This is a genomic window from Serratia ureilytica, from assembly GCF_013375155.1.
Classification (GTDB): Bacteria; Pseudomonadota; Gammaproteobacteria; order Enterobacterales; family Enterobacteriaceae; genus Serratia; species Serratia ureilytica.
Window position 1 is genome coordinate 168,837 of the sequence record NZ_JABXOF010000002.1, and the last position, 22,541, is coordinate 191,377.

The 22,541-nt window shown below is 59.5% G+C and carries 25 protein-coding genes; 8 read left to right on the top strand and 17 right to left on the bottom strand.

What is annotated here, in order from left to right; all coding sequences use genetic code 11:
* Window positions 1-4: 4 nt before the first annotated feature.
* The 5 genes from flgA (at window position 5) to HWW83_RS04220 (ending at window position 2,473) form a co-directional block, all read left to right on the top strand.
* Window positions 5-658, top strand: coding sequence for a flagellar basal body P-ring formation chaperone FlgA (gene flgA, locus HWW83_RS04200; RefSeq protein WP_033650864.1), 654 nt, complete (start codon window positions 5-7; stop codon window positions 656-658).
* A 129-nt stretch (window positions 659-787) separates the two neighbouring features.
* On the top strand, window positions 788-1,099 hold the full coding sequence (gene flgM / locus HWW83_RS04205) for a flagellar biosynthesis anti-sigma factor FlgM (RefSeq protein WP_004934832.1): 312 nt from the start codon (window positions 788-790) through the stop codon (window positions 1,097-1,099).
* Between the two features lie 40 nt (window positions 1,100-1,139).
* The gene (locus HWW83_RS04210; RefSeq protein ID WP_033650863.1) at window positions 1,140-1,574 is read left to right on the top strand and encodes a flagella synthesis protein FlgN; all 435 of its coding nucleotides are present in this window, start codon (window positions 1,140-1,142) and stop codon (window positions 1,572-1,574) included.
* Between the two features lie 229 nt (window positions 1,575-1,803).
* Window positions 1,804-2,178 (top strand): type II toxin-antitoxin system RelE/ParE family toxin, encoded by a 375-nt coding sequence (locus tag HWW83_RS04215; protein WP_176589006.1) that lies wholly within the window; start codon window positions 1,804-1,806, stop codon window positions 2,176-2,178.
* Window positions 2,171-2,473: a helix-turn-helix domain-containing protein gene (locus HWW83_RS04220; protein WP_015378258.1), complete on the top strand. Its 303-nt coding sequence runs from the start codon at window positions 2,171-2,173 to the stop codon at window positions 2,471-2,473. Before HWW83_RS04215 ends, HWW83_RS04220 begins: the two co-directional genes overlap by 8 nt.
* 2 nt (window positions 2,474-2,475) lie before the next feature.
* Here the strand turns inward: HWW83_RS04220 and HWW83_RS04225 are convergent, their stop codons facing one another.
* The 16 genes from HWW83_RS04225 to HWW83_RS04300 all read right to left on the bottom strand — a co-directional run bounded on the left by HWW83_RS04225 (window position 2,476) and on the right by HWW83_RS04300 (window position 19,592).
* Entirely contained in the window at window positions 2,476-2,880 is a 405-nt protein-coding gene (locus tag HWW83_RS04225; RefSeq protein ID WP_033643530.1) for a flagellar protein FlhE, read from the bottom strand.
* Window positions 2,880-4,958, bottom strand: a complete 2,079-nt coding sequence (flhA, locus tag HWW83_RS04230) for a flagellar biosynthesis protein FlhA (protein WP_122003931.1) — start codon at window positions 4,956-4,958, stop codon at window positions 2,880-2,882. Before flhA ends, HWW83_RS04225 begins: the two co-directional genes overlap by 1 nt.
* Window positions 4,951-6,102, bottom strand: coding sequence for a flagellar biosynthesis protein FlhB (flhB, locus tag HWW83_RS04235; protein ID WP_033640021.1), 1,152 nt, complete (start codon window positions 6,100-6,102; stop codon window positions 4,951-4,953). The genes flhA and flhB overlap by 8 nt, the downstream gene beginning before the upstream one ends.
* Window positions 6,103-6,267: 165 nt before the next feature.
* Window positions 6,268-6,912 (bottom strand): protein phosphatase CheZ, encoded by a 645-nt coding sequence (gene cheZ / locus HWW83_RS04240; protein ID WP_004934858.1) that lies wholly within the window; start codon window positions 6,910-6,912, stop codon window positions 6,268-6,270.
* Window positions 6,913-6,922: 10 nt separating this feature from the next.
* Entirely contained in the window at window positions 6,923-7,312 is a 390-nt protein-coding gene (gene cheY / locus HWW83_RS04245) for a chemotaxis response regulator CheY (protein WP_004934862.1), read from the bottom strand.
* Window positions 7,313-7,414: 102 nt separating this feature from the next.
* On the bottom strand, window positions 7,415-8,464 hold the full coding sequence (locus HWW83_RS04250; RefSeq protein ID WP_033643532.1) for a protein-glutamate methylesterase/protein-glutamine glutaminase: 1,050 nt from the start codon (window positions 8,462-8,464) through the stop codon (window positions 7,415-7,417).
* Window positions 8,464-9,336 carry a protein-glutamate O-methyltransferase CheR gene (gene cheR / locus HWW83_RS04255; protein WP_025159837.1) on the bottom strand — a complete coding sequence of 291 codons (873 nt, stop codon included), beginning with the start codon at window positions 9,334-9,336 and terminating at the stop codon, window positions 8,464-8,466. Before cheR ends, HWW83_RS04250 begins: the two co-directional genes overlap by 1 nt.
* Before the next feature lie 37 nt (window positions 9,337-9,373).
* Window positions 9,374-10,990: a methyl-accepting chemotaxis protein gene (locus HWW83_RS04260; protein ID WP_033643533.1), complete on the bottom strand. Its 1,617-nt coding sequence runs from the start codon at window positions 10,988-10,990 to the stop codon at window positions 9,374-9,376.
* Between the two features lie 75 nt (window positions 10,991-11,065).
* On the bottom strand, window positions 11,066-12,736 hold the full coding sequence (gene tsr / locus HWW83_RS04265) for a methyl-accepting chemotaxis protein (protein WP_033643534.1): 1,671 nt from the start codon (window positions 12,734-12,736) through the stop codon (window positions 11,066-11,068).
* A gap of 195 nt (window positions 12,737-12,931) precedes the next feature.
* On the bottom strand, window positions 12,932-13,432 hold the full coding sequence (cheW, locus tag HWW83_RS04270; protein WP_025303271.1) for a chemotaxis protein CheW: 501 nt from the start codon (window positions 13,430-13,432) through the stop codon (window positions 12,932-12,934).
* 32 nt (window positions 13,433-13,464) lie between these two features.
* Window positions 13,465-15,486, bottom strand: coding sequence for a chemotaxis protein CheA (gene cheA, locus HWW83_RS04275; RefSeq protein WP_060660580.1), 2,022 nt, complete (start codon window positions 15,484-15,486; stop codon window positions 13,465-13,467).
* The gene (motB, locus tag HWW83_RS04280) at window positions 15,483-16,547 is read right to left on the bottom strand and encodes a flagellar motor protein MotB (RefSeq protein WP_033643536.1); all 1,065 of its coding nucleotides are present in this window, start codon (window positions 16,545-16,547) and stop codon (window positions 15,483-15,485) included. Before motB ends, cheA begins: the two co-directional genes overlap by 4 nt.
* A complete protein-coding gene (gene motA / locus HWW83_RS04285; protein WP_015378266.1) occupies window positions 16,544-17,434 on the bottom strand; it encodes a flagellar motor stator protein MotA in 891 nt (296 codons plus the stop codon). Before motA ends, motB begins: the two co-directional genes overlap by 4 nt.
* Before the next feature lie 145 nt (window positions 17,435-17,579).
* Window positions 17,580-18,164: a flagellar transcriptional regulator FlhC gene (gene flhC, locus HWW83_RS04290; RefSeq protein WP_016927281.1), complete on the bottom strand. Its 585-nt coding sequence runs from the start codon at window positions 18,162-18,164 to the stop codon at window positions 17,580-17,582.
* Window positions 18,164-18,514, bottom strand: a complete 351-nt coding sequence (gene flhD, locus HWW83_RS04295; protein ID WP_033643537.1) for a flagellar transcriptional regulator FlhD — start codon at window positions 18,512-18,514, stop codon at window positions 18,164-18,166. The genes flhC and flhD overlap by 1 nt, the downstream gene beginning before the upstream one ends.
* 829 nt (window positions 18,515-19,343) lie before the next feature.
* On the bottom strand, window positions 19,344-19,592 hold the full coding sequence (locus HWW83_RS04300) for a hypothetical protein (RefSeq protein WP_127897182.1): 249 nt from the start codon (window positions 19,590-19,592) through the stop codon (window positions 19,344-19,346).
* A 278-nt stretch (window positions 19,593-19,870) separates the two neighbouring features.
* Between HWW83_RS04300 and ydgT the strand changes: the two genes are divergently transcribed.
* The 3 genes from ydgT to curA all read left to right on the top strand — a co-directional run bounded on the left by ydgT (window position 19,871) and on the right by curA (window position 21,820).
* Window positions 19,871-20,086 carry a transcription modulator YdgT gene (gene ydgT, locus HWW83_RS04305; protein ID WP_004934895.1) on the top strand — a complete coding sequence of 72 codons (216 nt, stop codon included), beginning with the start codon at window positions 19,871-19,873 and terminating at the stop codon, window positions 20,084-20,086.
* A gap of 197 nt (window positions 20,087-20,283) precedes the next feature.
* A complete protein-coding gene (gene uspC, locus HWW83_RS04310) occupies window positions 20,284-20,703 on the top strand; it encodes a universal stress protein UspC (RefSeq protein WP_033650858.1) in 420 nt (139 codons plus the stop codon).
* An 85-nt stretch (window positions 20,704-20,788) separates the two neighbouring features.
* Window positions 20,789-21,820 carry an NADPH-dependent curcumin/dihydrocurcumin reductase gene (gene curA, locus HWW83_RS04315; RefSeq protein WP_176589007.1) on the top strand — a complete coding sequence of 344 codons (1,032 nt, stop codon included), beginning with the start codon at window positions 20,789-20,791 and terminating at the stop codon, window positions 21,818-21,820.
* Window positions 21,821-21,855: 35 nt separating this feature from the next.
* Here curA and pcp read toward each other — a convergent pair whose 3' ends face one another.
* The gene (gene pcp / locus HWW83_RS04320) at window positions 21,856-22,503 is read right to left on the bottom strand and encodes a pyroglutamyl-peptidase I (protein WP_033644303.1); all 648 of its coding nucleotides are present in this window, start codon (window positions 22,501-22,503) and stop codon (window positions 21,856-21,858) included.
* Between the last annotated feature and the right edge of the window lie 38 nt (window positions 22,504-22,541).

The following is a 22,541-nucleotide window of genomic DNA, read 5'->3' on the forward strand; positions in this document are numbered from 1 at the left end:
GACGATGAAAGGTAAAATGCTGCTGCTTATCGGCCTGCTGTGCAGTCTGAACGCGCGCGCCGACGATCTGGCGACGCAAATCGAAAGCTTCATCCAAGGCAAGTTCAGCGGCGAACCGGTGCAGGTAAAAGTGCGGGTGCGCACGCCGCCGAACCAATGGCCCGCTTGCGAACTGCCGCAGCTGTCGCTGCCGCCCAACGCGCGGATCGGCGGCAACGTCAGCATTTCGGCGCGCTGTGGCCAGGAGCGGCGTTTTATCCAGACGCAGGTGCAGGTGTTCGGCCGCTATCTCGTTTCGGCGCGCGGCATCACCGCCGGCAGCCGGTTGACGGCGGCGGACCTGACGTTGAAAGAAGGTCGGCTCGATACCCTGCCGCCGCGCGCGCTGACCGAAGCGGGCAAAGCGTTAGGCGCCGTCAGCCTGCGCAACATCAGCCCCGGCCAGCCGCTGACCCTCGCCATGCTGCGCCGGGCCTGGATTATCAAGGCCGGGCAACCGGTGCAGGTCAATGCACAGGGCGAAGGATTCAGCATTAGCGGCGCGGGCAAGGCGATGAACAACGCCGCCGCCGAAGACAGCGTGCGCGTGCGCATGGCGTCCGGGCAAATCGTCAGCGGCGTGGTCGGGGACGACGGCGCGATTCGCATTACGTTATAAAAAAGTAAAGGTTCCGCAAACCTTGCCGATAAGACAAATCAAGCAGCATTTTATTGGCCATCAGGGCCGCAACACTTTCATTGCAGCGTCGTCGCCCGAGAGCGGTCACGGCGTAAACGGAGATGGACCATGAGTATCGATCGCACCCAGCGGTTACAGCCGGTTTCCACTGTGCAACCGCGTGAAACCCCGGCCGACAACCCGCTCCAGCCGCGTAAGGCCGCCGTGGCCGAAACCGCCGTCAGCGGTACGCAGGTCAAACTGAGCGAGGCGCAGGCGCGCCTGATGCAGCCGGGCACCCAGGATATCGATATGGGCCGGGTCGAGGCCATCAAGCAGGCGATCCGCAACGGTGAACTGAAGATGGACGCCGGCAAAATCGCCGACGCACTGCTGCAAGACGCGCAGAGCGATGTTCAATGGATCGCCGGACGCGACTGACAACGCGGCGGCGGGTAGCGGTAAAGGATAAGTCATCACTATGGAAAAGCTGGCACAACTGCTGGACAAACTGTTGGAAACGCTGCAGGCGCTCAATGGCGTGCTGGAAGAAGAGCACGATCTGTTATGCTCCGGCCAGCTGCCGGGCGTGGCCTTGCAGCGCGTAACCGATGCCAAAAGCCAACTGTTGGCGACGGTCGCCTACCTCGAGCAACAGCGCCTGGGGCAGGAAAAAACCTGCGGGCAACGCGCGCCCTATGCCAGCCACGCCCCCCTGGCCGACCGTTGGCAGCGCGTTCAATTGCTGAGCCAAACACTGCGCGAAAAGAACCAGCACAACGGCCTGCTGCTCAATCAGCAGATCGACCATAACGCTCAGGCGCTGGCCATCCTCAGCAAAAACAACAAATCGCTGTATGGCCCGGACGGCCAATCGCACGCCGGCAGCCTGCTCGGCAGAAAAATCGGCGTCTGACCTGACTCATTTGCCCGGTGAGCCTATCACCGGGCATGCGTTAACCGGCTTCTGCGCATCCCGTCGCATTTTCTCCCTATCACTCTTTGAATTCACTTAAGACTTTGCGCCAGGCTGCGCATGGCGTGAATTTGGCTGTTTCTTTCCCTTTGGCCGCTTGTCACCCTGTGGTTATTTTTAAACCACTTGAAATATACCCTTAACGGGTATAGATTCGCAGGGAGAGCGAATGGCCGACATTTATCTCACCAAAACCTTTCAGGGTTTTGCCGCACGCGAGCGCATTAGCGACGCCACGATAGTGAAAGCGGCGCGAGAGATGCAACATCAGCTGTACGACGCCAATCTTGGCGGTTGCGTAGACAAAAAGCGCATCGCTAGGGCTGGTGAGGGCAAACGTGGCGGCTATCGGGTACTGATCGTTTTTCGCGATGAAGACCGCCTGTTTTTTATGCGCGGCTTTGCCAAAAGCGAGAGAGAAAACATCAGTGCGGATGAGTTACAGGGATTGAAACATCTGGCTGCGCTGTATCTGGATTATTCGCCATTCAGACTCTACCAGCTGGTCAACAACAGGGAGTTACGGAGGCTAAGCGATGAGTAAAATTCTTGCCGAGATCCACCAGGAAGTTCAGGGCCTGCACCGCGCCGGTTTCGTCGACGACGTGACCATGCGCACTTTCGACATGCTGTGCCTGCGGCCGGTAAAGCAGTTCGGGCCGGCCGAGATCCGCGCGTTGCGCGAACGGGAAAACGTCAGTCAGCCGGTGTTTGCGCTGTATCTCAACGTCAGCAAAAAGGCGGTGCAGAAATGGGAGCGCGGCGAAGCGCAGCCGAACTCCGCCGCGATGAAACTGCTGACGCTGGTGGAACGCAACGGCCTGCAAATTCTGGCCTGATCTTACTGATAATTGACGATCACCTGATTGCCAATCACCCGCAGCGGCGGATTCAGCCCGCCTTGCGACTGCACGTAATAGACAAAGCGCAATTCCGCATTGGCCGGCTCGCCCTGCAGACCGATGCTGCTGCCGCTGCCGCCGCCGAGCGGAATGCAGCGGTTTACCGTGCAAAGCTGGGCCTGCAGCCCCACGGGCTCTGGCCCCAGCAAACGGTAGCGCCAGCTGACGCTGGTGATGCGCGCATTGGCATCCGGCAGCGCGTTAGGCGGCCGCAAACCGGCGGATTCATCGCGCATCCCGCCCTGTTCCAGCGTGACCCCCGCCCCTTCAGCCACCCAGGAGCCGGACACCGCGCCGGCGGCTAGCGGCGCCAGCAAACACAACAAGGACAGACAGCGTTTCATCAGGCGGCTCCAATGGTCGAGGTCATGCGAATCTGGCGATCGTCGTTGATCTCCAGGTTGGACAGCACCACGAGCTGCGGCAGGCTGCGACGCAGGAAGCGCGCCAGTAAAGGACGCAGCGCATGGTTAACCAACAGCACCGGCGGCGCGCTGAGCATCTCTTGCCGTTGCAGCGCCTGACGCGCCTGCTCCAGCAGACGGTCAGCCAGCCCCGGCTCCAGACCGCCGCCGCCCTGCAACGCCTGCAGCAACAGGCGCTCCAGCTGGGTATCCAAGCCGATAACCTGAATCTCGCCGTTGCCCGGGAACCACTGCTGCGTGATCGCCCGGCCCAGCGCCACCCGCACCACGGTGGTCAATTCGTGAGGATCGCTCTGCGCCGGGGCATGTTCCGCCAGCGTTTCGACGATGGTGCGCATATCGCGGATGGACACGCGCTCGGCCAGCAGATTTTGCAGCACCTTGTGCAGCGTCGTCAGTGACACCACGCCCGGCACGAAGTCTTCGGTCAGCTTCGGCATCTCCTGCGACACGCGATCCAACAGCTGTTGGGTCTCCTGGCGGCCGAACAGCTCGCTGGCGAACTGCCCTATCAGGTGATTGAGGTGCGTCGCCACCACGGTGCTGGCTTCCACCACGGTAAAGCCCTGGATTTGCGCCTGTTCGCGCAAGGCGCTGTCTATCCACACCGCTTCCAGCCCGAAGGCGGGATCGACGGTTTTGTCTCCCGCCAGCTCGCCCACGGCATTGCCGGGGTTGATCGCCAGCCAGCGGCCCGGCTGCGCTTCACCGCTGCCGATCTCGACGCCTTTCATCAGGATGCGATAGCTGGCTGGCGGCAGTTCCAGGTTGTCGCGAATGTGCACCACCGGCGGCAGATAACCCATGTCCTGCGCGAATTTCTTGCGGATCCCGCGGATACGCCCAAGCAGCTCGCCGTTCTGTTGAAAGTCGACCATCGGAATCAACCGGTAGCCCACTTCCATCCCCAGCGGATCTTCCAACTGCACGTCGGCCCAGCTGGCCTCGGCGGCCTGCGGATTCTCCGGCATCACCGGATCTTCCACCGTTTTCGGCGCCTGTTGTTCACGGCCGCGCAACCACCAGGCGAGGCCCAGCAGAGCCGCGGTAAACAGCAGGAACACCAGGTTCGGCATGCCCGGCACCAGGCCCAGCAGGCCCAGCACCCCGGCACTCAGCAGCATCACGCGCGGATTGTTGAACAGCTGGCCCACCATCTGCTCGCCGACATCCTGATCGGTCGCGACGCGAGTGACGATGACACCGGCGGCGGTGGAGATCACCAATGCCGGGATCTGCGCCACCAGGCCGTCACCGATGGTCAGCAGCGTATAGCTTTCCGCCGCCGCCCCCAGTTCCATGCCGTGTTGCACCACGCCAACCAACAGGCCACCGACCACGTTCAGCACCATGATCATCAGGCCGGCGATGGCGTCGCCGCGCACGAATTTACTGGCGCCGTCCATCGAGCCGTAAAAATCGGCCTCCTGGGTCACTTCGGCGCGGCGTTTCTTCGCTTCGTCTTCGCCAATCAATCCGGCGTTCAAATCGGCGTCGATCGCCATCTGTTTACCCGGCATGCCGTCCAGCACGAAGCGCGCGCCCACTTCGGCGATACGCCCTGCACCTTTGGTAATTACCATAAAGTTGATCAGCACCAGGATGATGAACACCACGATGCCGATGGCGAAGTTGCCGCCCACCAGGAAGTGGCCGAAGGCTTCCACCACGCGCCCGGCGGCGGCGGAACCGGTGTGGCCTTCCAGCAAGATGATGCGCGTCGAGGCGACGTTGAGCGACAAACGCAGCAATGTGGAGAACAGCAGGATGGTCGGGAAAGCGGCGAACTCGAGCGTACGCTGGGTGAACATCGCCACCAGCAGCACCATGATCGACAGCGCGATGTTGAAGGTAAACAGCAGGTCGAGGATAAACGCCGGCAGCGGCAACACCATCATCGACAAAATCAGCAGGATCAGCACCGGGCCGGCCAGCACCTGCCACTGCGTATCTTTAAAATTGCCCGGCAAACGAAGCAGGGAGGCCAAATTAGCCATCAGAGTCACTCTCTCTCGCAAAATCCAGTGCTTCCGGCACCGGTAAACGTTCAGGTTTTTTCGGGATCAGGCCGCCCTCGCGCCGCCAGCGGCGCAGTTGGTATACCCAGGCCAGCACTTCGGCGACCGCGGCATACAGGGTGGCCGGAATGTGTTGTCCAATCTCGCTGTGCCGATACAGCGCGCGCGCCAGCGGCGGCGCCTCCAGCATCGGAATGCGGTGCTCCGCACCGAGCTCACGAATGCGCAAGGCGATTTCGCCGGCCCCCTTGGCCAGCACCTTCGGCGCACTCATTTTCTTGTCGTTGTACTGCAACGCGACGGCGTAGTGCGTCGGGTTGGTGACGATCACGTCCGCCTTAGGCACGTCGGCCATCATGCGGCGCCGGGCGATCGCCCGCTGCTGCTGGCGAATGCGCCCCTTGACGTGCGGGTCCCCTTCCTGGTCTTTGAATTCGTCGCGAATATCCTGCTTGGTCATCTTCAGCTTTTTGAAGTGGCTCCACAGCTGATAGAACACGTCGAACGCCACCATCGGCGTCAGCCCCAGCACCACCAGAAAACCGCAGAACAGGATCATCTGCAGCGCATTGCCCAGCGCATCGAGCGGCTGCTGGGTCATCAGATGCAGCATCGCCGCCCAGTTGTGCCATAGATAGAGGCCGGTCACCCAGCCGACCAGCGTCGCTTTGAGGATCCCTTTCAGCAGCTCGGCCAACACCTGGCTGGAAAAGATGCGTTTCAACCCGGACAGGGGGTTTAGCCGCTTCATATCGAACTTGATCGACTTGCCGCTGAACAAGATGCCCCCCAACAGCATCGGCGCGGCGAGCGCTACCAGCACCAGACCCGCCATGATCGGCAGCAGCGCCAGCACCGCCTGACGCAGCAACATGCCCAGTTGGCGAAGCATCTGCTTGTCGTTACTGACCATGCCGTGGTCAAAGTTCAGCCCTTGCGTGAGCATCGCCGCCAGCTGTTGCGCCATGTTGCTGCCGGACATCAGGATGATCGCCAGGCCCGAGAGCAACATCAGCACCGAGGTCAGCTCGCGGGAGCGCGGGATCTGGCCGTCTTCACGCGCCTTCTCCAGCCTGTGGGGCGTGGGGGCCTCGCTTTTTTCCAGATCGCTGTCTTCAGCCACGAAACGCCGTTCCTGTGTCGGGAGGGTAAAGAATGGCGGTCAGCATGCCAAAAAATTGGCGATGTCATTGGCGGAACAACGGGGAAAAAGGCGGGTTATTTAGGGGATGAGACCAAAACTGCGTGGCTTGTTGTCGGGGCGCGCCGTCGCGCGCCCCGAAAGGCCTCAGAAACCGAGGCTGTCGAGCAGATCGTCGACCTGCGCCTGGTTGGCGATCACGCCGACGCCGTTCTGGTCGAGCTGCGGGCCGTTCAGCAGGCTGTCGTTCGGCCGCTTTTCCTTCACCGGCTGCTCCGGCATGTTTTCCATCAGCACCATCAGCAGCTGCTTTTCGATCTCCTGCACCACGTCCATCATGCGCTTGATCACCTGACCGGTCAGATCCTGGAAGTCCTGCGCCATCATGATTTCCAGCAGCTGAGCGTTGGTGAAGGCCGTATGGCCCGGCACCTGATCCAGATACTGACGCGTGTCGTTGACCAGAGAACGCGCGTCGTCCAGTTCGATGGGATTGGCGAACCACTCGTCCCAGCGCCCTTTCAACGCGTTGGCGCCGGACTCCAGCTCCGCCTGGCGCGGTTGCGCCGCCTCCACGCAGTTCAACGCCCGTTCCGCCGCCTGCGCCGTCATGGTTACGACATAGTCAAGACGGTCGCGCGCATCCGGGATCGCCTCTGCCGCCTGGGCAATCGCCTGATCGAGCCCCAATTCGCGCATGCTGTCGCGCAGCATTCGGGTCAGTTGGCCGATGCGGGAGATGATCTCTCCCGCGGTCGCTGCATCGCTGGCAGGCATTGGAATGTCTCTCATCGCCCTCTCCTTACATGCCCAATTTTTCAAAAATCTTGTTGAGCTTTTCTTCCAGCGTCGCCGCCGTAAAAGGTTTCACTACATAACCGCTGGCGCCGGCCTGCGCCGCCGCGATGATATTTTCTTTCTTGGCTTCCGCCGTCACCATCAGCACCGGCATCGCGGCCAGCGCGCTATCGGCGCGGATGGTCTGCAACAGTTCGAGCCCGTCCATGTTCGGCATGTTCCAGTCGGACACCACGAAGTCGAAACCGCCGGCGCGCAGCTTGTTCAGCGCATCTGCGCCATCTTCAGCTTCTTCGACGTTGTTGAAGCCCAGCTCTTTCAGCAAATTTCTGACGATGCGGCGCATGGTGGAGAAGTCGTCCACAACCAGAAATCTGAGGTTCTTGTCTGCCATTGTTACTCCTGAAATAGTTAACCGTTTAATGATGCAAAACCGCAGGCCGCCGCGCGGCGACCGTAGGTCATATCGCCGCCGGGCAAACCCTGCGGACTGAAATCAAATGCGCAATGCCTGGCCGCCGGAAATCTGCGCCAGCATGCGCTGGCTCATCCTGTCCAACTCGACCACTTCGCTGACGCCGCCGCCGGCGATCGCCTCGCGTGGCATGCCGAACACCACACAGCTCGCCTCGTTCTGCGCCAGGGTATAGGCCCCGGCGCGGTGCATCTCCAGCATCCCCGCCGCCCCGTCGTTCCCCATGCCGGTGAGGATCACCCCCACCGCATTGCGGCCGGCATATTGCGCTACCGAGCGGAACAGCACGTCGACCGACGGACGATGGCGGTTGACCGCCGGGCCGTCATGCAGCTTCACCTGATAGTTGGCGCCGCTGCGCGCCAGCTCCAGGTGGCGATCCCCCGGGGCGATGTAAGCGTGGCCCGGCAGTACGCGCTCGCCGTCCTCCGCTTCTTTCACCGTGATCTGGCACAGCTTGTTCAGCCGTTCGGCGAACGAACGGGTGAAACCCGGCGGCATGTGCTGGGTGATCAGCAGCGCCGGACTGGTGGCCGGCAGCGGCTGCAGCACCTGGCGGATCGCTTCGGTGCCGCCGGTGGAAGCGCCGATGGCGATCAGTTTTTCACTGCTCAGCAGCGGCGCATGGCTGAGGATCGCCGGCGCCGGGCTGCTGGAACGCTGCGGCAGGCGCGCTCTGGCGGCGGTGCGGATCTTCTCGGCGATCAGTTCGCTGTAGGCCAACATGCCCTCGCGAATGCCGAGCTGCGGTTTGGTGACGAAATCCACCGCGCCCAGCTCCAGCGCTCGCAGCGTGATCTCCGAGCCTTTACCGGTCAGCGAAGAAACCATCACTACCGGCATCGGCCGCAGGCGCATCAGCTTCTCGAGGAAATCCAGCCCGTCCATGCGTGGCATCTCGACGTCCAGCGTCAGCACCTGAGGATTAAATTTTTTGATCAGATCGCGCGCCACCAGCGGATCCGGCGCGGTCGCCACCATTTCCATGTCGGGGTGGCCGTTCACGATTTCCGTCATCAGCTGACGCATCAGTGCCGAATCGTCTACGCATAACACTCTGATTTTACTCATTACCTCTCCTTGGTCAGCCCATACACGGTCTGCCCACGCAAGTAGAAATCCCGGCTGATCTGGCTGAAGTTCTCGGAGTGGCCGGCGAACATCAGCCCCCCCGGCTTAAGCAAGGGAACGAAGCGGCGCAGGATGCGCTCCTGCGTCGCCTTATCGAAATAGATCATGACGTTGCGGCAAAAAATGGCGTCAAATTGCCCCGGCAGCGCCCATTCCGGCGCCAGCAGGTTCAACGGCTGGAAGTTCACCCGCGCCGCCAGTTCCGGCCGCACGCGCACCAGCCCCTGATGCGGCCCGGTGCCGCGCAGAAAATAGCGCTGCATTTGGGTCGGCGTCAGGGTGCGCAGATCTTCCTGGCGGTAAACGCCCGCTTCCGCTTTTTCCAACACCTGCGTGTCGATGTCGCTGGCCCAGACCTGGCAACTGCCGGCCCGCTGCCCCAGGGCATCGCTCAGCGTGATGGCGATCGAATACGGCTCTTCGCCGGTCGAGGCCGCAGTGCTCCAGACGCTGTAGCCGTTCGGCCGCGAGCGCGCATGCTCCGCCAGGATCGGGAAGTGATGCGCCTCGCGGAAAAATGCCGTCAGGTTGGTGGTCAATGCGTTGATGAACGCCTGCCACTCCGCGCTGTTCGGATCGCTTTCCAGCAGCGCCAAATAGTCGCCGAAATCGTGCAATCCCAGCAGCCGCAACCGGCGCACCAGGCGGTTGTAAACCATCTCGCGCTTATGCTCCGCCAGCACGATGCCGGCGCGTTGATAAATCAACTGGCTGATACGGCGAAAATGCACGTCCGACAGCGGCAGGCGCTGCACCATTTGCGTCAACATCGACGCAGTATCCCGGTTAGAAGTAGACGGCGCCTGTTTCATGCCGCCTCACCGGAGAAAAACGTGCTGTTTATGCGGTTTAACAATCTTGGGCTTCCTTTACCACGGGTGAAACTGCGTTGTTGCTGTTACCTGGCGCGACGACGTTATCGTCCGCCAGACGGAATACCGCGACCGCGTCGGCCAGGGTAATGGCCTGCTCTTCCAGCGCGGTGGCGGCAGAAGCGGACTCTTCCACCAGCGCAGCGTTCTGCTGGGTAACCTGGTCCATCTGGGTCACCGCCTGCGTCACCTGTTCGATGCCGCGGCTTTGTTCATCCGAAGCCGACGCGATCTCGCCCATGATGTCGGTCACGCGAGTTACCGAACGCACAATGTCCTGCATGGTGGCGCCGGAGTTTTCCACCAGCACCGAGCCGTGTTTGACGCGGCTGACCGATTCGTCGATCAGCACCTTGATCTCTTTCGCCGCCTGCGCGCTGCGGCTCGCCAGGTTGCGCACTTCACCGGCGACCACCGCGAAACCCCGCCCCTGTTCGCCGGCGCGCGCCGCTTCCACCGCCGCATTGAGCGCCAGAATGTTGGTCTGGAAGGCGATGCCGTCGATCACGCTGGTGATGGCGCCGATTTTCTGCGAACTGTTGGCAATATCGTGCATGGTGGTGACCACGTCACCGGCCAGTTCGCCGCCCTTAGCCGCAGTGGCCGAAGCGTCGCGCGCCAGCTGAGACGCCTGCCGCGCATTGTCGGCGTTCTGTTTCACCGTCGCGGTCAGCTGTTCCATGCTGGCGGCGGTTTCTTCCAGCGACGCGGCCTGCTGCTCGGTGCGGGAAGAGAGATCGTTGTTGCCTTCGGCGATCTCCTGCAGGCCGATCAGAATCGACTCCGCCCCGTCGCGCACCGCGCCGACGGTGCCGATCAGCGACTGCTGCGTGCGTTGCAGGCTGGCGAACAGCATGCTGATTTCATTACGGCCATACACCTGAATCGGCGTCGCCAGATCGCCGGCGGCGATGCGTTCAAAGTGGCTGCGGATTTGGTTCAGCGGCTGTATCAGCATGGTGCGCAACCACCACATGGCGCTGCCGGTCACCACGATCAGCATCAATACCGCCCCCGCCAGCATCAGGCCCGCCAGCGTGAAGGAGAACTGATTAGCGTCTCTGGCCTCGCTGATGTCACCGTTCACCAACTGCAGGTACTGCACGAAGTCGGCCTCGAACAGGTCCTGGGTTTTCTGCGTCGGCTGATCCATAAACGCCTGCAGCTCACCCTTTTCCAGGAAGCCGATCAGCTCGCGCAGCGCGCCGCGCAGCCGCTCGTAGCTGGCCTTGGTGGTAGCCGTCTGCTGGTTCTGCTGTTCACTGCTGCGTTCAACCGCCATAAACTGATTGAAATAGAGATCGGCCTTCTGCAGCGAACTGCGGGCGTTGCTCATCAGCTCGTTCACCTGCTCCTGCGGCAGTTTCAGCGCCGCGCGGGTGCCGGCGCGGTTCAGCGTATTGCGCGCCTGCAACAGCGACACCCAGCTCAGGCTGAGCGAATCGCGCTGCTGGCTGCCGAGGGTGATGATGTCGAGGTTGTGGTTATCGGAGCGAAACGCGGAATACGACAGGCCGCTGCTGGCCAACTGCAGAACGCAGAAGGTCATCAACAACAGGAATAAGCTGGTAGAGATACGGATTCGGTTAAACACTTGAACCTCCTTGCAGCCGGCCGGCGACCGGCCTACGTAGGGAAAAGGGCCTCTGCGAGAGAGGCCCGATACCGGTCAGAACGTTTCCCAGTTATCCTGCAGATCGCTGGCGTTCATTTTCTTATGATTGATTACCGGTGTTACCGTCGCCTTGCTGGTGACAGGCGCTTTAAATTCTTCCTGGCCTTCCTGCCTCAGACGGAATACCGCTACCGACTGGGTCAGCATGCTGGCCTGTTCTTCCAGCGCCGCCGCCGCCGAGGCGGATTCTTCCACCAACGAGGCGTTCTGCTGGGTGACGCGGTCCATTTCCGCCACCGCCTGGCCAACCTGATCGATGCCGCGACTCTGCTCGTCCGACGCCGAGGCGATTTCGCCCATGATGTCGGTCACGCGGGTGACGGCGTTGACGATGTCGCCCATGGTTTCCCCGGCGCTCTCGACCAGCACGGAACCCATATCGACGCGGCTGACCGAATCTTCGATCAGGCCTTTGATCTCTTTCGCCGCCTGTGCGCTGCGCTGCGCCAGGTTACGCACTTCACCGGCCACCACCGCGAAGCCACGGCCCTGTTCGCCGGCGCGCGCCGCTTCCACCGCGGCGTTGAGCGCCAGGATGTTGGTCTGGAAGGCGATGCCGTCGATCACGCCGGTGATATCGGCGATCTTCTGCGAGCTGCCGGCGATGTCATGCATGGTCTGCACCACGTTAGCCACGACCTTGCCGCCTTTCTGCGCGGTTTCAGAGGCGCTCAGCGCCAGTTGCGAAGCCTGACGCGCGTTTTCGGCGTTCTGTTTCACCGTCGCGGTCAGCTGTTCCATGCTGGCGGCGGTCTCTTCCAGCGACGCGGCCTGCTGCTCGGTGCGGGAAGAGAGATCGTTGTTGCCCGCGGCGATTTCGGACGCGCCGCTGTAGATGGCGTCTGCGCCCTGGCGCACGCCGCTGACGGTTTCAATCAGTTCGCCTTGCATGTGTTTCAGGCTGGCCGCCAGCACGCCCATTTCGTTGCGGCTGTTGACGACGATCTGCTGAGTCAGGTCGCCGGCGGCGATCTGTTTGATGTGCTCGATCATGCGGTTCAGCGGGCGTACCAGGATGTGATGGATACCAGTCCAGACCAGTACGATCACCGCCAGCACCACCACCAGGATCACGATCAGCGTCCAGATGGCCGAGTTGTAGGAGCTGTTGCTGCCGTCGACCGCGATTTGGTACAGCTTGCCGTTTTGCTCCAGGTAAACGTTGTAGCTCTGCTCAAAGTTGTCCTGGTAACTCTGCGTAGGTTGATCGAAGAACGCGTTGATTTTGCCTTCGCCCAGCAGTTGGATCAGCTCGGAGAGCGCGCCGTACAGCACATCGTACTGATGCTTGAGGCGTTCCGCCGCCTGAGGATCCTGACGCGGGTCCTGAGGGATTTTCTCGTACGCGGCGTAGTGTCTTTCCGCTTCGCCCAGCTCTTCCTTCGCCTTGGCCAGCAGTTCATCAATGGTGGCGCCGCTGCCGATCTTGTTGGTATCCATCATGTAGCGAATACCGGCACGGTTCAGGGAGTTGCGCGCCTGCAGCAGGTCAACGCGGCTTTCGCTCAGCTGCAGCTGCTGCTGACGAATAGTTTGCAGGACGGTAAAGTTTTCCTTATCGCTTTTCAGCGAGGAGAAAAAGAGTCCGCCCGAAATCAACTGCAAGGCGCCAAACAGCACCAACACCAGCAACAGGCTGGTGACCACCTTCATACGATTTAACATGATTTCCCTTGTTGAAGCCCGCGCAGACAGGCTCTGATGACGTTGAATGTGAGAGTTATCGGCGCAGCGCGGCAAAACTTTATGCGGGAAAGTAACTATTTTTAGTGGGGGTTCCGGGCGCGGCGGGCGGCATCGCGACAGGTCAGGGAACGTGAAGGTTGAAGGGGGCAGCGCCCTGCCCCCTTGAGTCTTGGATCAGACGCTTTTCGCCACGCTGTCGACCAGCGACATCTCTTCGCTGCTCAGCAGCTTTTCGATATCCACCAGGATCAACATGCGCTCGCCCAGCGAACCGAGGCCGGTGAGGTATTCGGTCGCCAGAGTCACCGCGAACTCCGGCGCCGGACGGATCTGCTCGGCGGTCAATGACAGCACGTCGGAGACGCCGTCAACCACGATGCCCACCACGCGCTGGCCAAAGTTCAACACGATCACCACGGTGTTCTCATCGTAGGAAACGCTCTGCTGGGAGAATTTCACCCGCAGATCGATGATGGGAACAATCACGCCGCGCAGGTTGGTGACGCCCTTGATGAACGCCGGGGTGTTGGCGATGCGGGTCACCTGATCGTAGCCGCGAATTTCCTGCACCTTGAGGATGTCGATGCCGTACTCCTCGTTGCCCAGGGTAAAAATCAGAAACTCTTGCCCTACCGTTTCGCCAGCCAATTTGCTGACGGCTGCCAATCCTGCCATATCATTCACCTTTTAAATCAATAAACTCATTATTATGCGGCGGCGTCCGTCAGACGCTTTTCACGGTTCAAGGTTTGCAACGCCGAGACATCGACGATCAAGGCCACGCTGCCGTCGCCCAAAATGGTCGCGGCGGAAATGCCCGGCACTTTGCGGTAGTTGCTTTCCAGATTCTTCACCACCACCTGATGCTGGCCAATCAGCTGATCCACCAGCAACGCATAGCGGCGGCCGGCGCTTTGCAGGATCACCACAATGCCCTGGGTGGCGTCGGTTTTGGCGCCTTCCACTTCGAATACCCGATACAGTTCCACCAGCGGCAGGTATTCGCCGCGCACCTGCAGCACGCGCTCGCCGCCGGCCAGCGGGTGCAAGTCTTCCGCCTGCGGCTGCAGCGATTCCATCACCGCGTTCAGCGGCAGAATAAAGACTTCGTCGTTCACTTTGACCGACATGCCGTCGAGGATCGCCAGCGTCAACGGCAGCAGAATGCGGATGGTGGTGCCTTTACCGGCCTGCGAACGGATCTCGACGTGGCCGCCCATCTCCTGAATATTTCTTTTCACCACGTCCATGCCGACGCCGCGGCCGGAAACGTCGGTCACCTGCTCGGCGGTGGAGAAGCCCGGCGCGAAGATCAGCATGCCGACCTCTTCGTCGCTCATGCTGTCGCTCACCGCCAGCCCTTGCGAAGCGGCCTTGGCGAGAATTTTTTCGCGGTTCAGACCGGCGCCGTCGTCGATGACCTCAATACAGATGTTGCCACCCTGGTGTTCGGCCGACAGCACCAGATTGCCCACCGCCGATTTACCGGCGGCGATGCGGGTGGCCGGCTCTTCGATACCGTGATCGAGGCTGTTGCGCACCAGGTGCGTCAACGGGTCGATAATCCGTTCGATCAGGCTCTTGTCCAGTTCGGTCGAGCTGCCCTGCAGCGTCAGCTCCACCTGTTTGTTCAGCTTGCCGGCCAGATCGCGCACCAGACGCGGGTAGCGGCTGAAGACGTATTCCATCGGCATCATGCGGATCGACATCACCGACTCCTGCAGATCGCGTGCGTTACGCTCCAGCTGGCTCATGCTGTTCAGCAGATCGCCGTGGTTCACCGGATCCAGCGTGCCGGAACGTTGCGCCAGCATCGACTGGGTGATCACCAGCTCGCCCACCAGGTTGATCAGCTGATCCACCTTTTCCACCGCTACGCGAATGCTGGTAGATTCGCTCGCCTTGGCGCGTGCTTTCGGCGCTTCGGCCGCTGCGGCCGCAGGTTTGGCGGCAGGCAGCGCAGCGCTGGCGTTCGGCGCTGGCGCCGGTTCCGGCGCAGCGACCGTCTCCGGCAAGTTCGCCTCCGCGACGGCCGGCGCGCTTTGCGTCGGCGTCGAGAAGCTGATTTGTTCCGGTTCCAGCACGAAGCACAGCACGGCGCTGATGTCGTCTTCGCTGGCGGAGGTGAGCAACGTCACGTCCAGGCTGTGTTCCGTCTGATGCGGGTCTTTAACTTCGCCGAGGTTGCCCAGCTCTTCCAACATCAAGGGGATTTCACTGGCTTTCAGCCCGTTCAGGCTGATGCGCATGCCGCCTTCGATCGCCGCCGGCGCGGCCGATGGCTGAGCGACCGGCTGCTGAACGGCGGGTTGAGCCGCAGGCGCCTCCTGCTGCTGTTGCGCTTCCAACGCCAGCTGACGCAGCGCCTGGCAAATGTATTCAAAGCTTTCAGCGTCAGGCTGTTGCGAGGTTTTATAGGCGTCCAGTTGCTCCTGCATAATGTCTTTGGTTTCCAGAAACAGGTTGATAATCTCGGTGCTCAGGCTCATTTCCTGGCGTCTTGCACCGTCCAGCAGGTTCTCCAGCAGATGGGTGGTTTCCTGCAGCACCGAAAAACCAAAGGTCGCCGCGCCGCCCTTGATCGAATGCGCCGCGCGGAAGATGGCGTTCAACGGCTCGATATCGGGGGCCAGCGGATCCAGCTCCAGCAGGTGTTGCTCCATGTCGGCCAGCAACTCGTCCGCCTCATCAAAGAAGGTCTGATAAAAATCGCTAATGTCCATGCTCACGGGGTCACCTCTGGCTGTGAGTCGCGGTTAGTCGGTGCGGGTGCGGCCGCCGGTGGTTCCGGCGCCTGGTCGGCCGGGGCTATCGCCGGGGACGCCTGCGGTGGAGCGTTCGGCGTTGGCGCCGCGGGTTCCGGGGCTGTCGTCGAGGATTCCGGCGTTTGGCTGGCCGGCGCGGTCGCCGACGGCGCCAGCTGCTTCAGGCTGTCCGGCTGGGCAATATCCAGCGCGTTGCTTTCGGCATTTTCGTGCTCGATGCCCTCTTGCGTTTGCTTGTTCAACACCAGTACGGTGATGCGGCGGTTAATCGCATCATCGGCGCCATGCTGTTTCAGGCTCATGGTGGCCGCCATGCCTACCACCCGCAGCACTTTGCCTTCCGCCAGGCCGCCGGCGATCAGCTCGCGACGCGACGCGTTGGCGCGATCGGCCGACAGTTCCCAGTTGCTGTAGCCGCGTTCGCCGGTGGCGTAAGGGATGTCATCGGTGTGGCCGGACAGGCTGATTTTGTTCGGCAAGTCGTTAAGGATCGGCGCTATCGCGCGCAGAATATCGCGCATGTAGCTCTCGACCTGCGCGCTGCCGGTTTTGAACATCGGCCGGTTCTGGCTATCGATAATCTGGATGCGCAGCCCTTCGTCCATCATGTTGATCAACAGATGTGGACGCAGCGCCTTCAGGCGCGGATCGGACTCAATCAACTCATCCAGCTTTTCACGCAGCTTGTTCAGGCGCAGCTCTTCGGCGCGCGAGTCCGGCGAATCGACCTGTTTTTTCACCAGGCCATGCTGTTGCGTTGGATCGTCGCCGCCGCCAGGAATGGGGCTGCTTTCGGAACTGCTCTTGTCGCCGCTGGTCAGGGCAACCTTGAGCGGCGTGCGGAAGTATTCGGCGATTTGCGTCAGCTCCTGCGGGCTGGCGATCGCCAGCAGCCACATCACCAGGAAGAACGCCATCATCGCCGTCATAAAGTCGGCATAAGCGATCTTCCAGGAGCCGCCGTGATGGGCGGCATGATGCGACTTGCGCTTTCTGACCAAAACGACCGGATGATTCTGTTTCATGCTTCTTCTTCTTCCGTCGCCTGCTGCGCCGGCGCTTTCACGCGGCGCACGTGTTCTTCCAGCTCAACGAAAGAAGGACGTTCGGTGGTATACAGCGTTTTACGGCCGAACTCGACCGCGATCTGCGGCGCGTAACCGTTCAGGCTCGACAACAGCGTGACTTTGATGCACTGCATCATCTTGACGTTTTCGGCGCTCTTCTGACGCAGCAACGTCGCCAGCGGCGAGATGAAGCCGTAGGCCAGCAAAATGCCGAGGAAAGTACCGACCATGGCGTTAGCGATCAGCGCGCCCAGTTCAGCGGCCGGACGGTCAGCCGAAGCCAGGGCGTGCACCACCCCCATCACCGCCGCGACGATGCCGAACGCCGGCAAGGAGTCGCCCACCATCGCCAGACTGCCGGCGGGCACTTCGCTTTCCTGCTCGTAGGTTTCGATCTCTTCGTCCATCAGCGCTTCGATCTCGAACGCATTCATATTGCCGCTCACCATCAGCCGTAAATAGTCGGTAATGAACTCCACCAGGGTGTTATCGGCAAGGATGCGCGGATAATTAGAGAAAATTTCACTTTCTTGCGGATTATCGATATCGAACTCGAGCGACAGCATGCCCTGCTGACGCGATTTGGCCAGCAGACGGAACAGCAACGCCATCAGATCCATATACAGATCTTTGTTGTATTTGGAACGGCGCATCAGGCGCGGCAGGGCGCGCAGCGTCGCTTTGATCGCCTTGCCGTTGTTGCCGACGATGAAAGCGCCGACCCCCGCCCCGCCGATAATCAGAAACTCCGCCGGCTGATATAACGCACCGAGATGACCGCCCACGATCAGGTAGCCGCCAAACACCGCACCCAATACCACGAGATAACCCAAAATAACTAGCACACGCATTCCTTAAATTAACAATGTGGATGGAAGGTGGGGCAAACGCGCCCTGGCGCGACAGACCAGGCTGCATGTCTGGGGGCGGCATGCCGCCCCTGCGTATCACACGTCGGTATTCATTGCCGAGAGCCGGCAACGTGGCGGCTCAAATGGCGCGTTTGACCTGCTCGTCCAGCAGTTGAGGAATAATATCGGCCAGTTGCGGCGAAAGTTTACGTCTTTTTACGGCGCGGGATGGGGGTTGGCATAAACTGCAGATGAAACCGTTCAGCGGCTGGTGCGCGTGGGTGATAAATGCGCCGCCGCAGCAGCTGCAGGCGGAGAGCTGCAACATGCCGCTGTCGACGAAGCGCACCAGCGTCCAGGCGCGGGTCAACGCCAGCAACGGCGCCTCGCCGGCCTGCTGCGGGCACTGCTCCAGGTAGAGGCGATAGGCTTTGATCACCGCTTCCACCCCGCTGCACTGTCCGCTTTTCATCAGAAACAGGTAGGCGTTATAAAACATCGAGGAATGAATATTCTGTTCCCAAGTCATAAACCAGTCGGTTGAGAACGGCAACATTCCTTTTGGCGGCGGGCTGCCGCGCAACTCCTTGTAAAGTTTAATCAAGCGCCCGCGGCTGAGCTGGGTTTCACTCTCCAGCATCTGCAAACGGGCCCCCAGCGAAATCAGCTCCATGGCGAGCTGAATGTCCTTGGCTTCTTGAACAATGCTTTTCTCAACCATCATCAGGCTCTTTTCTTCGTCGGGCTAGCGTCTTTACTCGATAGCTCTTGCAGTAAATGGCTTGATAGCAAAATGCCGGTATGGATTTGTTGCAGATCGTCGACGCGCGACTCTTTGGTCAGGCGTTCGATGGTCTGGTGATCGTTAAAGCGGAAGTGGCAAACCAGCTGGTTGGTCTCGGCCAGTTTGACCATTTGCGGCAAAGTCAGCTGCGCCAACGCATCGGCCATGGTCTCATCAATACCAAGGCGGAACATCGCGGACGCTTTTTCATCGTTGATCAAACGCTGTGCTAAAAGTAAATATGACAAATTGATGTCATAAATATGCTTAAGTAATTCAGACGTACCCATATTCCCCATCCCGACAGACTATGTTTAAAAACATACGCTGGGTGATAAATTTTATCGCCCGTGACCTGGGTTGTTTCCCAAAGTTGGCAAATTAATCTCTCAAAAACGACTGCTATAATTTTCGCCAATCGCTAAATTCGACCACTGTTCAGTATTTGCTACGAGCGTAAACCAACGTGTATGGATGTACAGCATTCTGCTTCGATAGTGTTTAGTCACCATGAAACTATTTTTACAAATTTAATAAGATTATTCCTAAAGCAGCGCAACTCTACCCCCGAACCATTAGCACACACAATGTAAGTGAGAGGCAATTTTAAATACAATGTGACATAGATCACAAAAATAAAAAATAATTAAGCCAAATACCCCTAAATTCGCACATTTTATGACCCGCATTTTGCTCATAAAATCGCCTTAGGTAAAAAAACGTCTTAAAAACAATGTTTATCAGCCAAAAAATTATCTTTTTTAGATCAATTCGAACAAAACCATCACCAAACCAAAATAACAGAACAAAAATCTGCATATAGGCAACAATCTTAGTATAAATAACCATTTGAGCCGCTAAAAAATATCCCAGGCGAAAAATAACCAATGTAAACTATAAGGTTATTAGCTATCGGATTTGACTTAAACCCTCCGCAGAGGGTTGTTCTAATTTTCAACATCAGGTGATTATGGCTTATCAATGATTCGCTGGCGTAGTGAACAAGCCAATAGACGTAACGATATGTTTCCGTATTAGCGCGGCGCAAGAATGTTTTTTTAACGTTAAATTGCCCCAAAACGACATATCGGCAGCACATCCTAAAGCTTTAGCGTTTTTTTATTTCTTTTTTGCCGGCGCATTAATTACCACGCCGTTCCAGACGTTATTAAAATTCCCGCGCCCCATCGTTTCATTGCAATAAAATAAAACGCAGTTTTGTTTTACTTGCCATAATCGCGCAGGCCAAACAGGCGTAGTTTCAATGCCGACAGCGGCAACATACATCGCCTCGTGCTGCGAGCGCCCTCCGGACAGGCGAAAAAAACGCCGCCAAAGGAGAGCGAGCGCGGCTTCGCGCGCTTGCATGCAGCGAAACGTCGACGCTTAAGCTTCTCGTTCGTGACGCATCGCCCTGAGACTTTCCCTATTTCTTCATTTATCAGCAGGATGAGATTGCTGATGGCGCACTTGCATATTATGATTTATCCCAGCGCCGCCACGGGCGGCGTCACATTATTACCCAGTGCAATTTATTCACTTGAAATGATTTTTGTCAGGTCGTACATCGCTGCCTCGACGGCGTCGCCGTGAGCCGCTATGTGTTATTCACCCGGCTTTAACTATTAACAGGCTATATTTTAATCATGACCGATACGCTCGAATATCTGCTGACATTCCGTAAATGCTCCTCTTTGGACAGCCTGGAGAAGGTGTACGACAAACTGAACTATTCCATTGAAAACGATACAGAAATGAGCAATATGTACCGTGCTGCCGACCACCGTCGCGCCGAGCTGGTTGCCGGTAAATTGTTCGATCTGGGCAAGGTGCCGAAAACGCTGTGGGCGCAGGTGCTTTAATTCAGTGAAATTACGTGCGGCAACGGTTTTATCTTTTATTGCTATATAACCGGAGCAAACTCAGCTTTTATTGCCGCGCGTGATGCGAAACACATTTATTCCCCCCGCCAGGTTCTACCCTTTATCCGAGCGCAGCATTTCATCCAAGGCCCCGACGCGGCAGCCTGAAACACGACGGATGCAACAAGGAGTGGAATATGGGGTATCAAAACGTTCTGGTTACCGTCGCCGTCGCGCCTGACAGCCATCGCCTGGTGGAAAAGGCCGTCTCTATCGTCCGCCCCTACGGCGGCAACATCACCCTGTTAAGCACCCTCGCCAATCCGGAAATGTACAATAATTTCGCCGGGCCGATGCTGGCCGATTTGCGCACGCTGATGGAAGAGGAAACCCGGCTGTTTATGGAGGAACTGCGCCAACGCGCCGGCTACCCGATCGCCGATACCCTTATCGTGCATGGCGAGCTTGGCGACAGCCTGGAATTCGCCAGCCGCCGTCAGCCGTTCGACCTGCTGCTCTGCGGCAATCACCGCGACAGCATGATGAACAAAGTCTCCTGTTCCGCCGCCCGCTTCATCAACATCAGCCATATCGACGTGCTGATCGTTCCGCTCTGAGGCTAAGCACATTCGGTAACGTTGCCTTGGTGCCCCTGGACTAGGCTTAACGAACCTTGTTTGTCGCAACACAAAGGAGCTTTCGATGTCCCCTTCTCAACAGAACCGCCGCTTTCTGCTGGCCTCGCGTCCGCACGGCGAACCGACGGCGGCGAATTTCCGCCTCGACACGGTCGCCGTGCCACAACCCGAGGCCGGCCAGCTGCTGCTGCGCACCGTATATCTGTCGTTGGATCCTTATATGCGCGGACGCATGAGCGATGCACCCTCCTACGCGCCGCCGGTGGAAATCGGTCAGGTCATGGTGGGCGGAACGGTATCTCGCGTGGCGGCCTCACAGCATCCCGATTTCAACGTCGGCGATTGGGTATTGGGCTATGACGGTTGGCAGGATTACGCGCTGTCCGACGGCAGCGGCCTGCGCAATCTCGGCCCACACTTGCCGCACCCTTCCCGCCTGCTCGGCGTGCTGGGCATGCCCGGTTTTACCGCTTACATGGGGTTGCTCGATATCGGCCAACCGCAGGCGGGTGAAACGCTGGTGGTCGCCGCCGCCAGCGGCGCGGTCGGTTCAGTGGTCGGCCAAATCGGCAAACTGAAAGGCTGCCGCGTCGTCGGCGTTGCCGGCGGTGCGGACAAATGCCGCTATGTGGTGGAAGAGTTGGGTTTCGACGCCTGTATCGATCACCGTGCCCCCGACTTTGCCGAACAGCTGGCCGCCGCCTGTCTGCAGGGCATCGACATCTATTATGAGAACGTCGGCGGCGCCGTATTCGACGCCGTGTTGCCGCTGTTGAACGCCAAAGCGCGCATTCCGGTCTGCGGCATCATCGCCCATTACAATGCCACCGGGTTACCCGCCGGGCCGGACCGCTTACCGTTGCTGGAAGGGCTGATCTTACGTAAACGTATCCGCATGCAGGGCTTTATCATCTTCGACGATTACGGTTCACGCTTTGATGAATTCCTGCAACAGATGAGCAGTTGGGTCGAGCAAGGAAAGATCAAGTTCCGCGAGGACATCGTCGATGGACTGGAGCAGGCGCCGCAGGCCTTTATCGGCCTGCTGCAGGGCAAAAACTTCGGCAAATTGGTGATCCGCGTCGCTGACGAATAACGCGCATCAGGGCGTGGCGCGCCACGCCCTGCTTGTCAATGCACGGCACCGTCGCCGAATTGCACATCCTCCTCTACCGTGAGCGTCACCTGCACGAGAGTGCGCACCGCTTCCACCATCGTCGCCAGCGCCATACTCGGCTTGCCCGGATGCGCCGCCGCCAGTTCATGGCTGTACGGAATGTGCACGAATCCGCCCCTGGCCCGCGAATGCCGCGTCTCCAGATAGTGACGCAGACCATAAAAAATATGGTTGCAGTTATAGGTGCCCGCCGTGTAAGAAACGCCCGCCGGGATCCCCTGCCGGCGCAGTTGCTGCACCGCGGCCTTGACGGGCAGCGTACTGAAATAGCCCACCGGCCCGCCGGCAACCACCGGCACGTCAATCGGCTGTTTACCGGCATTGTCGGGAATGCGGGCATCGATCAAATTGATGGCTACCCGTTCCAGGGATATTTCGGCTCGGCCGCCGGCCAGCCCCAGACAGATCACCGCCAGCGGCTGCAATGCCTCAATCGCCGCGATCAGCTGCTGGTTGGCCACGCCCAATACGCACGGCAACTCGAGCACCGCGATCTCCGCGCCGGCGATACGCTCTCCGGCCAATGCCTGCGCGACCTGCCAGGAAGGGTTCACCGCGTCACCCTCGAACGGCTCAATGCCGGTGATTAACACTTTGTTCATCATTTCCCCTGATTGAAGGCTAAATTCGTGTGCTACCA

Excerpts from the sequence above, each read along its gene's own strand:
- flgM (WP_004934832.1), top strand. The coding sequence starts at position 788 with ATGAGTATCGATCGCACCCAGCGGTTACAGCCGGTTTCCACTGTGCAA.
- cheR (WP_025159837.1), bottom strand. The coding sequence starts at position 9,336 with ATGAAACAGGCGCCGTCTACTTCTAACCGGGATACTGCGTCGATGTTG.
- motB (WP_033643536.1), bottom strand. The coding sequence starts at position 16,547 with ATGAAACAGAATCATCCGGTCGTTTTGGTCAGAAAGCGCAAGTCGCAT.
- curA (WP_176589007.1), top strand. The coding sequence starts at position 20,789 with ATGTCCCCTTCTCAACAGAACCGCCGCTTTCTGCTGGCCTCGCGTCCG.
- uspC (WP_033650858.1), top strand. The coding sequence starts at position 20,284 with ATGGGGTATCAAAACGTTCTGGTTACCGTCGCCGTCGCGCCTGACAGC.
- ydgT (WP_004934895.1), top strand. The coding sequence starts at position 19,871 with ATGACCGATACGCTCGAATATCTGCTGACATTCCGTAAATGCTCCTCT.
- HWW83_RS04215 (WP_176589006.1), top strand. The coding sequence starts at position 1,804 with ATGGCCGACATTTATCTCACCAAAACCTTTCAGGGTTTTGCCGCACGC.
- flhD (WP_033643537.1), bottom strand. The coding sequence starts at position 18,514 with ATGGGTACGTCTGAATTACTTAAGCATATTTATGACATCAATTTGTCA.
- cheY (WP_004934862.1), bottom strand. The coding sequence starts at position 7,312 with ATGGCAGACAAGAACCTCAGATTTCTGGTTGTGGACGACTTCTCCACC.
- cheW (WP_025303271.1), bottom strand. The coding sequence starts at position 13,432 with ATGGCAGGATTGGCAGCCGTCAGCAAATTGGCTGGCGAAACGGTAGGG.
- flhA (WP_122003931.1), bottom strand. The coding sequence starts at position 4,958 with ATGGCTAATTTGGCCTCCCTGCTTCGTTTGCCGGGCAATTTTAAAGAT.
- flhC (WP_016927281.1), bottom strand. The coding sequence starts at position 18,164 with ATGATGGTTGAGAAAAGCATTGTTCAAGAAGCCAAGGACATTCAGCTC.
- HWW83_RS04210 (WP_033650863.1), top strand. The coding sequence starts at position 1,140 with ATGGAAAAGCTGGCACAACTGCTGGACAAACTGTTGGAAACGCTGCAG.
- HWW83_RS04220 (WP_015378258.1), top strand. The coding sequence starts at position 2,171 with ATGAGTAAAATTCTTGCCGAGATCCACCAGGAAGTTCAGGGCCTGCAC.
- cheZ (WP_004934858.1), bottom strand. The coding sequence starts at position 6,912 with ATGAGAGACATTCCAATGCCTGCCAGCGATGCAGCGACCGCGGGAGAG.
- HWW83_RS04250 (WP_033643532.1), bottom strand. The coding sequence starts at position 8,464 with ATGAGTAAAATCAGAGTGTTATGCGTAGACGATTCGGCACTGATGCGT.
- pcp (WP_033644303.1), bottom strand. The coding sequence starts at position 22,503 with ATGAACAAAGTGTTAATCACCGGCATTGAGCCGTTCGAGGGTGACGCG.
- tsr (WP_033643534.1), bottom strand. The coding sequence starts at position 12,736 with ATGTTAAATCGTATGAAGGTGGTCACCAGCCTGTTGCTGGTGTTGGTG.
- flgA (WP_033650864.1), top strand. The coding sequence starts at position 5 with ATGAAAGGTAAAATGCTGCTGCTTATCGGCCTGCTGTGCAGTCTGAAC.
- HWW83_RS04225 (WP_033643530.1), bottom strand. The coding sequence starts at position 2,880 with ATGAAACGCTGTCTGTCCTTGTTGTGTTTGCTGGCGCCGCTAGCCGCC.
- HWW83_RS04300 (WP_127897182.1), bottom strand. The coding sequence starts at position 19,592 with ATGCAAGCGCGCGAAGCCGCGCTCGCTCTCCTTTGGCGGCGTTTTTTT.